Below are 12,624 nucleotides of genomic sequence, written 5' to 3'. Positions count from 1 at the left end.
TAGCACATCTTGGCTTGATTGTTGCTGCTTGTGCTGATTTTTGGGATTTAGGAGTGCTTTTTTAATTCAAACACATAAGCATAACCATACCATTTTTCATTGGGATTATAAGTAACGCACACTTTATCGCCAATTTCCACCGCCTGTCTTTTTAGGCTAAAATTGGTGGGATTGCCTTTTAACAAAAAAGTATCAGCGCGCCAAAACGACTGTTTGACCTCGCTTATGACACCGCAGTCCGTTTGCCGATGTTTACTGACGACCTTATGAGCGATGATGTTTGGTATGAACATGCAGGCAAGCACCGTGATGACGATGTGGGCATAGGCGTTTGATTTTATTGAAAATTTTCTTGATCTGGTAAGCGCTGTGGTGACCAGTAAGCACACGCCAAAGAAAGCAAGGCTAAGCCAGCCATGATAAGTGTTATAATGTAAACACACCAATAACAGTAATATCACCCAAATAATATAAACGGATTTATCTGCTTTCATTCATATTGCCCTTTAACCAGTTGATAAAGGCAAAACTTGCCTGCTCTTTTTGATTGTCCGCAAAGTCATAAAACCGCTTACCCACCAGCGCATCGGGCAAATATTGCTGCGGATGGTAGTGGTTGGGATAGTCGTGCGGATAGATGTAGCCTGCCCCATAGCCCTGGGCTTTCATCAGTTCGGTTACGCCATTTCTTAGGTGTAGTGGCACGGGCGAATTGTCCTGCTGAACAAAAGCAAGTGCTTCGTTGATGGCAGTGTAGGTGCTGTTGGATTTGGGCGATGTCGCCAGATAGACGGTGGCTTGGGCGAGGATAATGCGAGCCTCTGGCATGCCGATGGACTGCACCGAACGCAAGGCGGTGTCCGCCAGTAGCAGGGCGTTGGGATTGGCAAGACCGATGTCCTCAGATGCCAAAATCACAAGCCTGCGACCGATAAAGGCAGGATCTTCGCCTGCGTGGAGCATTCTTGCCAGCCAATAAATGGCAGCGTCAGGGTCAGAGCCACGCACAGACTTGATAAAAGCACTGATCACATCATAGTGCATGTCGCCTGCTCGGTCGTAGCGTGGCAGGACGGTCTGGGCAATGGTTTTGATGAGAGTATCGTCAATTGTGAGTGTGCCGTTGTTGGCGTTTTGGCAGGCGATTTCTAGTAGGTTTAGGGCTTTTCGAGCATCGCCACTGGCAAGGGTAGCGATTTTGCCAAGTTCGCCTTGTACTTGAATGTGACGGATAAAAGGATCTTGGTTTAAGGCTCTTTGTAGTACCGCAGTCAGCTCGTCTGTGGTCAAGGGGTTGAGCCGATAGACTTGGCAGCGAGACAATAGGGCGTTATTCACGCTAAAAGAGGGATTTTCGGTGGTCGCTCCGATGAGTGTGATTTTGCCAGATTCTACCGCTCCTAGTAGGGCATCTTGCTGAGCTTTATTAAAACGATGAATCTCATCAATAAAAATCACAGGCGCGCCAAAATCCAAACCGCCAGTACCTGCACCACGCTCGATCAATTCCCTAAGTTCTTTGACGGTCAAATCAAGGGCAGAGAGTAGGTGAAATTCACGCCCCACTGCATGAGCCAGCAGGCGTGCCAGCGTGGTCTTGCCGATACCTGCTTCGCCGTGTAGAATCAGGCTGGGCAGATGTCCGCTGGCAATCATACGAGCAATCGGCGCATCATCGCCCAACAGGTGCGTCTGCCCGATGACATCGCTTAGGGTTTTAGGACGCATTCGTTCGGCAAGTGGGGTGTGTTGGTTGGTCATTTTTATCAAAAACTTACGAAAACTTGCTAAAATATCCGCTATTATACACGGTATTTTTATGCTTTGGGCTGATATGACACAAAAATCCACGACACATACCAATGCACCACGCCCTTTAACACAAGGCGAGAGAGCCATTGCTCATTCGGTGTTTGGTAATCATCTTGATCTTGATGACATTAGGCTTACGACTGCGTGGTGGGTATTGCGTGGCTATGCGGTCTCGCCCAATGGCTGGGTGTATTTTCATAGGGACGATTTTTGTGCCGATTTTAGCGATAAGTCTTTACACATCAGGGCGTGGCTGGTTCATGAGCTGACCCATGTTTGGCAGATTCAGCAGGGCATGGCGGTAGTCAGACGGGCGATTTTTAATCGTAAATATGGCTATGAATTTAAAAAAGGCAAATCGTTCTTTAACTACGGCATTGAACAACAAGCCAAAATGGTCGAGGATTTTTATGTAAGAAGAGAGCTAGGAAAGGATTGTAGTGCGTGGCGAGAATGCGTGCCGTTTTTGGCGTGATGGGTGTCGGTCTTGTCGGGTTTTTGGTTGCTACTTTTGTGGGTTTGATGGGCGATGATTTCGCCCATCTTTGTTGCACCGCCACTGTGATGAGGTGGGTTATTCTTTGGTCGCCATCGTGATGGTGTAGGTTTTGCCTTGTTTTAGTTTGTCAGCATTGCCAAACACTTCGGTGAAGGAGCGTTTCATGAAGTCTCTTAGTCCATTGATGGTAACGACATAGAATCGTCCGCCCACTTCCATGCGTTCATAAGCGTCTAGTAGGTACAGGTAATGCTGTTCCTTGCTTGCTTTGGCAGGTAAATTGCTCATCACAAGGCTAAAAGTGCGTCCCTGTGGCACATGGGCAAAGCCATTAGATAGCATGACTTCGGTATTCGTCAGCCCATTTTTTTGGCAATTTAACTTAGCGTATTCCACCGCCACAAAGTCTTTGTCAATCAAAAGGTGCGAGCCGTTTGGGCATTCACGAGCTGCTGTCATGCCTAGCACACCATAGCCACAGCCTAAATCAATGGAGTTATCATCAGCCTTAAAATCAATATAATCTAAGAGCATGAGGCTCCCTTCGTCCAGCTTCTCTGGGCTAAAAATCCCCCAAGTGGTGCGAAAATCAAAGGCTTTGCCAAGCACTTCTTGGCTAAAAGTGATGTCTTGTCGCCAAGATTTTGATTTTTCTAATAATATTTGGTTAATCTGATGCACAAGTCTCTCCAAGGTACAAAAAACAACCATTATTATAGCATAGCGGCTAACATAATCTGGTGTAAAAATGCTAGAATATGCCAACTTTATACAATGAGAATGCCATGAATTTATCACAACTACTCAAAGACACCAATTACCAGCTTACCCAGTTTTCTGCCGAGCATATCACGCTATTGGAAAATACCATTTTTCAAAAATCCAGTAAAAATGGTGATGTGCCATATGTGCGTTGCTTGATACGCAAAAAGGACATTAAACTGACCCCAGAAGAAGCGGTTCGCCAACTGTATCTGATGAAATTACACCATGATTATGGTTATCCTTATGAGCGTATGGGATTGGAATATTCGGTGCATTTTGGGCGTGAAAAAAAGCGTGCCGATATTGTGATTTTTGACAAAGACAATCCCAATGTTGTCTATATTATGGTGGAGCTTAAAAAACCAAAATTAAAAGACGGTAAAGAACAATTAAAATCCTATTGTAATGCCACAGGTGCGCCGATTGGTGTGTGGACAAATGGCGATAGTATTTCTTATTATAATCGCCGAGACCCCAATTATTTTAAAGACATTCCCAATATTCCAAGCGTTCACGAAAAATTATCCGATATTTTGCAAGAACGCTGGACGATTGATGATTTGATTAAAAATGACAAAATCGCCACACAACGAAAATCACTAAAAGATTTGGTGATTGAAATGGAAGATGAGGTTTTGGCAAATGCTGGCGTGGATGTTTTTGAGGAATTATTCCAGCTCATCTTTACCAAACTTTATGATGAAATGGAAAGCACCAGAAATAAAAGCCGTCATTTGGAATTTCGTAACTATGGCGATACTGAAAGTGAATTAAAAAACAAAATTCAATCGCTATTTGACAAAGCCAAAAATAAATGGGAAGGTGTATTTGCTGAAAGTTCAAAAATCAATCTATCGCCATCGCATTTGGCAATCTGTGTGTCATCATTGGAGGAAGTCAAATTATTTAATTCCAATCTTGATGTGGTGGACGAAGCCTTTGAATATCTTATCAATAAATCATCAAAAGGCGAAAAAGGTCAATATTTCACGCCACGCTATGTCATTGATATGTGTGTCAAAATGCTAGACCCCAAAGCAGATGAAACCGTGATTGATACCGCAGCGGGCAGTTGTGGGTTTCCTGTGCATGCCATTTTTCACGTTTGGGAGAAACAGCTTAAAGAAAAAGGCTTGGAGCGTTCGCATTTATTTACCGCTGAACAAAAACTACCAGAACAGCTTGATTATGTCACCGAAAAAGTCTTTGCCATTGATTTTGATGAAAAAGCCGTACGAGTTGCTCGCACACTCAATTTAATTGCAGGCGATGGACAAACCAATGTATTGCATTTAAATACCTTGGACTATGAACGCTGGGACGATTTTACCAAAGATGAAGAATGGAGTGATGTTTATGGCAATGGCTGGAAAAAATTAAGAAAATTACGCAAGACCAAAGACCAAAACCGTGATTTTGGGTTTGATGTGTTAATGGCAAACCCACCCTTTGCAGGCGATATTAAAGAAACTCGCATTCTTGCCCGCTATGAACTTGGCAAAAACAGCAAAGGCAAACAACAGTCCAAAGTTGGGCGAGACATTTTATTTATTGAACGCAATTTGGACTTTTTAAAAGACGGCGGGCGAATGGCGATTGTTTTGCCACAAGGTCGTTTTAATAATTCTAGCGATAAATACATTCGTGATTTTATTGCCGAGCGTTGCCGTATTTTAGCGGTGGTGGGGCTGCACGGCAATGTGTTTAAACCACATACAGGCACAAAAACATCGGTCTTATTTGTGCAAAAATGGCACGATGAACTTTGTCCAAAAGTGGAGGATTATCCGATATTTTTTGCCACAATGCAAAGTCCAAGTAAGGACAATTCAGGCGATAAAATCTATGTTAAACACACAGACGGCACGCCCAAATTAGACAGTCACGGGCATTTGATTGTCGCTCACGATTTGTTTAATCACGATGGTTTGACGGGCGACGGTATCGCTGAGGCTTTTATTGAATTTGCCAAAAAGGAAAAATTGTCTTTTGTGGGAAAGGATTAAGCCCTTTTGATAATGCCAAATATCGGGCATTATTGGAAGGGCTGGAAGTGAGTGAGGTTAATTTTAAAGATATTGACAATAAGTTGTTTCGTTTGGAAGCGGAATTTTATCAGTCCAAATATACCGATTTGGATAATATTATTCAGTCTTTTGAGAAATTGGGAAGTATTAGCAAAAGAATAGAGTGTGGTCCATTTGGTTCAAATTTATTAGATACCGAATATTTAGATGAGGGTGTTCTTGTTGTGAGACCATTCAATCTAAAAAATAGTACTGTTGAAAAGGATAATTTGGTTTACATATCTGAAAAATTGGTAAAAGAAAATAGCCTAAAAATTTACCCAATCAATACTTTGCTATTTTCAAGAGTTGGTGATATTAAAGTTGGGGTTCTTAATCAGAAAAATTCAACCATCAGCCCAAATATTATTGCGGTTGAATTTAATGATGCTGACTTTTCAAAATTTTTTGCTATTTTCTTTAAAACAAAATATGGATTTCTGCAATTGGAAAGACAACTGAAAATTGCAGCCCAACCAACCATATCAACAGGAATTATTAAAGATTTGAAAGTTCCTTTATTGGATAATTATCCAATGGTTGTAAAACTATTTGATGATAGTCAAAATAATTTAAAACAATCGCAACAAAAATACGCCGAAGCCGAAACTCTATTATTAGAAAATTTGGGTTTGCAAAATTTCCAAGCAAATAGTGAACCTGTCAATATCAAATCTTTAAAAGAAAGTTTTTTAAAAACAGGTAGATTGGATGCGGAATTTTATCAATCCAAATATGATGAATTGGAAAACTTGTTTAATCGTTTTGAACGCATTAAGTTAGCTGATTTGGTGAATTATCCCATTTCAAGCGGCATTACACCAAAAGCTAACGGCGATGATTATGCTGATAAAGAAAGTGGTATTGCCTTTATTCGTGCCGTAGATTTGCAAAATGGTGAAGTGAGCCTTGCCAATTTGAATTACATTAAACCCAGTATTCACGAAACCACTTTAAAAAGAACGCAATTAAAACAAAATGATGTTCTGCTTTCTATTGCAGGAACTGTTGGGCGATGTGCATTATTTTCTCATAATATGCAAGCTAATATCAATCAAGCTGTGGCAATTTTGCGATTTGATGAGAGCAAAGTCAATCGTTTGTATTTGGTGGCATTTTTTAATTCGGAATTGGGCAAGCAATTTATTGCCAAATATGCCAGACAAGGCTTGCAAACCAATTTGAATTTAACCGAGATTGGTGAATTATCTATTCCCATACCCGATATGACAATTCAAATTCAAATTGCAAATTATATCCAACAAAGCAATGACTTACGAGAACAAGCCACGCAATTATTAGCCCAAGCCAAGCACACGGTGGAAAGTGAAATTGAAAATAATTCTCAACTAGAACGCAGAGAGAGAGAGAGAGAGAGAGAGAGAGAGAGAGAGAGACTTTTAAATGAGTCTGATTATTATTTGAGATTGGCAGAATGGACAGTGTTGGAAACTGTGCTTTTTGGACAACCTGACAATGTATCGGTACAATCATTTAGCCAATCTTTTGGGTTAAGCAGTCGCCTTGATGCCGAATATTACCAGCCAAAATTTGAGCGATTATTGCAAAAATTGAAACAGCAAAATCATAAATCATTGGGTGAATTGGTGGATTTGCAAAAATCGGTAGAAGTGGGGTCGGAAAATTACCGTGATGACGGCTTGCCTTTTGTGCGTGTGGCGGATTTTTCCAAATTTGGGATTAGCCAGACGGATAAGTTTGTGAGTCCTGCGGATTTTGCCGACATCATTCGTCCCAAAAAAGACACCATTCTACTTTCAAAAGATGGTACGGTGGGGATTGCTTATCGTGTGCCGTCTGATTTGGAGGTGATTACATCGGGGGCGATTGTACATTTATCGCCAAAAACTGATGAAATTTTGCCCGATTATTTGGCATTGGTGCTAAATTCAGAGGCGGTACAGCTACAAGCCGAGCGAGATGCAGGCGGTTCAATTATCCAGCATTGGAAACCGTCTGAAATTTTAGAAGTGGTGATTCCGATTTTACCCAAAGACATTCAAGAAATGATTGCCGATAAAGTGCAACTGAGTTTTGACTTAAAACAGCAAAGCGAAAATTTGTTAGCACAAGCCAAAATTTTGGTGGAAAATGAGATTGAAAAGATGAGATAGATATGGCAAATTACCAACAAGATTTAAAGAAAGAATGGTTTATGAAGTCCAAGATAGACTACCATGCACCATTTGTAACCTTATGGTTAAGTTGCAATAGTTGGTACAACTTTCATTATGGTCTGACTAACGACAGAGAGCATATAAATAAAATTAAGAGTGATGCAAGTAATCAAAATAAAGTTTATTTTGCTTTCAAACGCCTTGTGGAGTCAGACAACCCAAAAGAGCGAGCCAATATTTATAATTGTATTGAGCAGTTGCATTATGCCTTAATCCAAGCTGAACTTGACTATTCAGGGAATAATATTCCCAATAATTCAAAGATGAGCCTAAATAACGCCTTAATGGATTTTAATGCCAATCCTAAGATTTTTGAAAATTTAATTATTGACAATGCCAAAACCAAGAATGGAAAATTAAAAAAGGATTTTGCCTCTGCACACGATTTAGGAACCTTGGTTTTACATGATGATTCGCAAAAAATTTTTGCAGGGTTGTTTGAAATTATTTATCAAGTACGCTGTCATTTGGTTCATGGTAGCTTAGAACCAAATGACAAAAACCATGAAGTTGTTCGTTACTGTTATTTGATTTTATTTGAATGCTTAAAAGGATTCTGTGGATAAAGATGACCACCCCCTAGGATGATGCTCGCTGTGCAGGGCTTGTAGGCGTGCGGTTGCCACATGGGTATAAATCTGTGTGGTGGATAGGTCGCTATGCCCAAGCAAAAGCTGAACACTGCGTAAATCCGCCCCATGATTAACCAAATGCGTGGCAAATGCGTGGCGAAGGGTGTGTGGGCTGATGTCAATGGCGATGTCTGCCAGTAGGGCGTATTTTTTAATCATGTGCCAAAAATTATGCCGTGTCATGTAGCCACCTTGCTCGGTCAAAAACACCGCTTGGCAGTCGGATTTGCCCGCCAGTAGCTGATGGCGTAGGCTTAGATAGCGTTCTAGGGCGTCTTTGGCGTATTCGCCCATCGGAATGAGCCGAGTTTTGTTGCCTTTACCAGTGATTTGTAGCCAGCCTGCATTCATATTGACCTGCTCAAAGGACAAGTTCACAAGCTCGCTGACACGCAGACCGCAGGCGTACATGAGCTCAAACATGGCTTTATCACGAATGCCAAGCAAACTGCCGTCTGGTGCATCAAGCAGGCGAGTAACCGCATCTTCGGAGAGTGTTTTTGGTAAAGGCTTGGCGACTTTTGGGTTTTTGATGTCTTCGCAAGGATTGTCTTTGCGGGCGTCGTTGCCAATTTGCCACAAAAAAAACTGACGCAAGCTGGCAAGCAGGCGTGCGATGGTGCGGGGATTTTTGCCTTGGGCTTGGGCGATGTGTAGGCAGTTGATGACATCATCCTGACCCCATGTGGTCAAAGGCTTGGTGCTGGTATTCATGCACAGGCGCAGGTCTTGAATGTAGGCGTTTCTGGTATGCACCGACAGCCCACGAGCCAGCATCGCTGTGCGAAATTCGCTCAGATAAATGGGGTCTTTGGCATCGTGATTGACGCTGGGCGTGCGTGGCGTGCGGGCTCGGGTTTTGCTCATGATTATGCCGATTTTTTCATCACGACATAGCGATAACTGCCGTCATCTAGCGTCTCTTGACTTTCAAGCGTATGTCCCAGATGGCGACAAAAGTTGGGAATGTCTCGGGTGGTCGCAGGGTCGGTGGCAAGAATTTCAATCCGCTCGCCACCTGTCGCCTGTCGCATGGTTTTGTGTAGGAGCATGACAGGCTCAGGGCAGATGAGTCCTTTGGTATCTAGGGTGTGGTTCATGGTGGTCTCTTTATTGGTTGATTTGATGGTCTGATGATGGTTCATCGCTTGGGGTGCGGTCTTGCAAAAAGTTTAAAAATTTTCTTAAATTTACCCGAAACACATACGGCATGGCAAACCACGCCACCATCGCCAAAAACACCGCCATAAAAAAAGTCTTAGTCGGACCGTAGATGGCATAATTCCCCAAAGCAAACAGCGTCAAGCTCAGTGCCGTCAAGAGCACCAGCAGCAAAATGCCACCTTGCATGATGCGGTAGCGACCCAAAAAAAACACATGAAACAGGCTGACGGGAATGCTCAGCCCCACCAGTGCATAAGGCAGATAATGAAAAGCGTAATAAATAACGGCGCTGTCTTTAAAGGCGCTCATGCTTGCCAAAGTGCCAAACAGTGCAAAGCAGACGATCGCCGCCATGCCCAGACAGACGCTGATGTTGGCTAGGCGTAGGGTCTCTTTGGTGCGTGCGATGAGTGTGTCGTGATGGTTCATGGTGTTTTTTATGTTGTTGTCATTGGGTGGGCAGATGGCGTTCATGCCTTGCCTTTGTGTTCGTTGTCGTGATAACTGCCGACATAGCAGGCAAGGTCTGGGGCATAAAAATAGCCATCAAGCAAAATGCACGCCGAAATGTCGTCAATCGGATCTCGCTCATTGTCAATCCAGCCACGCTCCCACGCCAGCTGCCGAGCTTCCTTAGACGACAGTCGTTCATCATACATAAAGACTTTGGTGGCAGAGTGCCGCTCGCCCAAGCGGTGCGACAGACGACGGGCGAATTTGGCGGCACGCTTTGAAAGCATAGAATCACTGCCGTCCATGTTGAGGGGTAAGCCCACCAGCACTTCGTCAATTTGCCAAGTATCAATGATGCCAAGCAGATTATCCCAGTCTGGCTGTCCGTTGTTCATTGCCAAGATGTCAAAAGCTCGTGCGTCTTGGGTTAGGCTGTTGCCCAGTGCCATGCCCATTTTTTTGACACCAAAATCTAGGGCGAGAATGAGTGTGGGTTTGTCGGTCATTAGGCATATCCTGTGATGCTGACGAAGGCGTTTGGGTTGACGCCTATTTTATCATAAGCTTTGTCAAGGCGCTCGTCATAAGGTGTGCCAAATAATATCTGCAAATCGCAAGGGCTGACCAGCCAGTCGCCAGCTGTCACTTCGTCTTCAAGCTGCCCTTTGCCCCAGCTACAAAAGCCCATGCACACCAGATAGTGTTCAAGGCTGTCGGCTGACAGGTTTTCTAGGATGTCCTTGCTGGTCGTTAGGCAGACATTTTCACCCACCGCAAAGGATGAGGCATAATCAGGCAGACCAGTATGTAGCACAAAGCCTGCTTCGGGGCGCATCGGTCCCCCGTCTAGGGCGGGCGTGTTCATGGCGAGCTGTGAGCTTGGTAGATCAAGCTCGCTTAATAGCCCACCGACAGAGGCGGGCAAAGGGCGATTGACAATAAAGCCCCACGCACCGTCACGAGTATGGCGGCAGACATAAATGAGCGCCCCAGAGAAAATCTCGTCATCAAGACTTGGGCTTGATAATAAAAAATGATGGGCAAGGTTTTTAAATTTGGTTTTGGTCATTGTTTGTTTGATTTTAGTTTGATGTTAATTGGTTTTTGGCTGTTTTGTGATGCTTGATTTGCCAAATCATCCGCCAAGCTGACGAAGGTCTTATTTGCCCATCATCAGTCGATGGCGGGCGCATCCATGCTGTCTAAGTGCGCCAGAGCATCAGGGCTGGCGCCGATTTGGTCGGCGTGGGCGATGTCGGCAAGCAGGCTTTTGACATGGGCTCGGGTTGCTTCTGTGATATTGACCCCGCCTGACATTCTGGCAAGCTCATTGATCTGCGCCTCGCCTGTGATGGTGCTGATGTCACTGGTGGTCTGCTCGCCATGATCTTTATGCACCAAAATGTGGCGATGGGCAGCGGCGGCGACTTGGGCTTGGTGCGTGATGGCGAGCAGCTGCTGGTGCTTGCCCAGACTGCGAAGTAGCTCGCCCACTACTTGCGCTGTGCCGCCACTGATGCCGACATCCACTTCGTCAAATACCAATGTCGGACGACTGCCTTTGCCATCGCCTGCCGCCATGACTTGCATGACCAGAGCAATCCTAGACAGCTCACCACCTGACGCTACTTTGTGTAGCTGTTGTAGGGGCATGCCGACATTGGCACTAAACAGCAGGGCGATGTCGTACTTGCCGTGAGCGTTGTACTGACTGACTTCTTTGGCATTAAAGGCAAATTCACAGCGAGCATTTGGCAATGCAAGGGGTAGTAGGCGTGCTTCTAATTGCTCGCAGATGTCTGGAGCGATGCTGATACGAGCCTGATCCAGTGCGTCCGCTGCCGCCAGATACTGCTCGTAGGCTTCTTGGACTTTGGCGTCTAGCGTGTCATTATCGGGCAGCGCCCCCAGTCTGTCCAGCTCTTTTTGCCAGTCGTCAGCATCGCCAATCAGCTCGCTGGTCGGCGTGTGATATTTGCTAGACAAGCGATGAGCCAGACTCAGCAGGCTATTAAGCTCGTGCAGACGCTCTTCATCTGGCAAAGACTGCTCGGCATAGTCGGCAAGTTTGGCGGTGGCGTCCATGATTTGTTCTTGGGCGAGTGCCAGTAGCTGACTGCATTCGCCAAACACTTTGCTCTTGTCGGCATTATGATCGCAAATACGCATGGCACGCCCCAAAAGGCTGGCTGCGCTTGGCTCATCGCCATCACTGTCCAAAAAATTCACCGCCGTTACCGCTTGTCCCATCAGCTCTTCTAGGTTGGACAATTCGTCATATTCACTTTCAATTTCTTCAAAATTCACCGACAACAACGGCTCAATGTCGGCAAGCTTGGCGGACAACAGTGCCATGCGGTCGGCTCGCTGCACCGACTGACTTTTGGCTTCATCGGCTTGTTTTTTGATGGTTTGCCAAGCGTGATAAGCGTCTTTGGTGGCAACTTTTAGGGGGGTAAGTTTGCCAATTTTGTCCAGCCAATCCACCACAAATTGTGGCTTTAACAGCTCAAGCCCTGCGTGCTGTGAGTGGATATTGACCAAAATTTGCCCGAGTGATTTTAACTCGCTGATGCTCGCTGGCACGCCGTTGATCCATGACTTTGAGCGACCTTGTGAGCTGATTTTTCGGCGAATGAGCAAAGTGTCTTCTTCCAATTCTCGCTCATGCTCGGCAAACCATGCAGTGATTTCGTCATTGCCTGTGATGTCAAACTCGCCAAAAACCGTGGCCTCATCACAGCCATGACGCACGATACCGCTGTCGGCACGCTCGCCAGCACATAGGGATAATGCGTCTAAAATCAATGACTTACCTGCACCAGTTTCCCCTGTGATGACATTAAATCTGGCATCAAAATTCACTTCTTTTTCTTCAACAAGGGCAAGGTTAGTTAGGCTTAACGAGACCAGCATGACGGGTTTTTTCCATAAAAAGGCAACAGACTATGATAATCAATTTATATCAATTTGGCAATTTCTCTGCCTTTATGGGGGCAAAATTTTTGATAAAAAGTGTCTGGATGAAATTCTGC

General features: G+C 44.5%; 13 protein-coding genes. 4 read left to right on the top strand and 9 right to left on the bottom strand.

Annotation, left to right across the window (positions count from 1 at the left end; translation table 11 throughout):
• Window positions 1-47: 47 nt before the first annotated feature.
• Together LU290_RS10490 and LU290_RS10485 are read right to left on the bottom strand one after the other, a co-directional pair.
• Window positions 48-494: a hypothetical protein gene (locus LU290_RS10490; protein WP_277808520.1), complete on the bottom strand. Its 447-nt coding sequence runs from the start codon at window positions 492-494 to the stop codon at window positions 48-50.
• Complete coding sequence (locus LU290_RS10485) at window positions 481-1,761, bottom strand: replication-associated recombination protein A (protein WP_277808519.1); 1,281 nt, start codon at window positions 1,759-1,761, stop codon at window positions 481-483. The genes LU290_RS10490 and LU290_RS10485 overlap by 14 nt, the downstream gene beginning before the upstream one ends.
• Before the next feature lie 73 nt (window positions 1,762-1,834).
• On the opposite strand from LU290_RS10485, the gene LU290_RS10480 reads away from it, so the two are divergent.
• The gene (locus tag LU290_RS10480; RefSeq protein ID WP_277808518.1) at window positions 1,835-2,287 is read left to right on the top strand and encodes a type IV secretion protein Rhs; all 453 of its coding nucleotides are present in this window, start codon (window positions 1,835-1,837) and stop codon (window positions 2,285-2,287) included.
• Window positions 2,288-2,386: 99 nt separating this feature from the next.
• On the opposite strand, the gene LU290_RS10475 is transcribed toward LU290_RS10480, so the two are convergent.
• A complete protein-coding gene (locus LU290_RS10475) occupies window positions 2,387-2,992 on the bottom strand; it encodes a class I SAM-dependent methyltransferase (RefSeq protein WP_277808517.1) in 606 nt (201 codons plus the stop codon).
• A gap of 104 nt (window positions 2,993-3,096) precedes the next feature.
• Between LU290_RS10475 and LU290_RS10470 the strand changes: the two genes are divergently transcribed.
• Genes LU290_RS10470 through LU290_RS10460 form a run of 3 tightly spaced genes read left to right on the top strand, consistent with a single transcriptional unit; the run spans window position 3,097 to window position 7,906 of the window.
• Window positions 3,097-5,082 (top strand): type I restriction-modification system subunit M, encoded by a 1,986-nt coding sequence (locus LU290_RS10470; RefSeq protein ID WP_277808516.1) that lies wholly within the window; start codon window positions 3,097-3,099, stop codon window positions 5,080-5,082.
• Window positions 5,083-5,129: 47 nt separating this feature from the next.
• Window positions 5,130-7,277 (top strand): restriction endonuclease subunit S, encoded by a 2,148-nt coding sequence (locus LU290_RS10465; RefSeq protein WP_277808515.1) that lies wholly within the window; start codon window positions 5,130-5,132, stop codon window positions 7,275-7,277.
• A 2-nt stretch (window positions 7,278-7,279) separates the two neighbouring features.
• Entirely contained in the window at window positions 7,280-7,906 is a 627-nt protein-coding gene (locus tag LU290_RS10460) for a hypothetical protein (RefSeq protein ID WP_277808514.1), read from the top strand.
• On the opposite strand, the gene xerD is transcribed toward LU290_RS10460, so the two are convergent.
• The 6 genes from xerD to recN all read right to left on the bottom strand — a co-directional run bounded on the left by xerD (window position 7,886) and on the right by recN (window position 12,505).
• Window positions 7,886-8,839, bottom strand: coding sequence for a site-specific tyrosine recombinase XerD (gene xerD, locus LU290_RS10455; protein ID WP_277808513.1), 954 nt, complete (start codon window positions 8,837-8,839; stop codon window positions 7,886-7,888). The two genes, LU290_RS10460 and xerD, sit on opposite strands and share 21 nt — an antisense overlap.
• Before the next feature lie 2 nt (window positions 8,840-8,841).
• Window positions 8,842-9,072: a sulfurtransferase TusA gene (tusA, locus tag LU290_RS10450; RefSeq protein WP_277808512.1), complete on the bottom strand. Its 231-nt coding sequence runs from the start codon at window positions 9,070-9,072 to the stop codon at window positions 8,842-8,844.
• A 10-nt stretch (window positions 9,073-9,082) separates the two neighbouring features.
• The gene (locus LU290_RS10445; protein WP_277808511.1) at window positions 9,083-9,610 is read right to left on the bottom strand and encodes a hypothetical protein; all 528 of its coding nucleotides are present in this window, start codon (window positions 9,608-9,610) and stop codon (window positions 9,083-9,085) included.
• Window positions 9,607-10,095, bottom strand: a complete 489-nt coding sequence (gene ruvX / locus LU290_RS10440) for a Holliday junction resolvase RuvX (protein ID WP_277808510.1) — start codon at window positions 10,093-10,095, stop codon at window positions 9,607-9,609. The genes LU290_RS10445 and ruvX overlap by 4 nt, the downstream gene beginning before the upstream one ends.
• On the bottom strand, window positions 10,095-10,658 hold the full coding sequence (locus LU290_RS10435) for a YqgE/AlgH family protein (protein WP_277808509.1): 564 nt from the start codon (window positions 10,656-10,658) through the stop codon (window positions 10,095-10,097). The genes ruvX and LU290_RS10435 overlap by 1 nt, the downstream gene beginning before the upstream one ends.
• Before the next feature lie 104 nt (window positions 10,659-10,762).
• Complete coding sequence (recN, locus tag LU290_RS10430) at window positions 10,763-12,505, bottom strand: DNA repair protein RecN (RefSeq protein WP_277808508.1); 1,743 nt, start codon at window positions 12,503-12,505, stop codon at window positions 10,763-10,765.
• Window positions 12,506-12,624 lie beyond the last annotated feature (119 nt).

This window comes from Moraxella nasibovis (assembly GCF_029581575.1).
GTDB classification, from domain to species: domain Bacteria; phylum Pseudomonadota; class Gammaproteobacteria; order Pseudomonadales; family Moraxellaceae; genus Moraxella; species Moraxella nasibovis.
The sequence above is the reverse complement of the archived record's forward strand: the minus strand, read 5'-3'. Positions and strand labels throughout refer to the sequence as shown.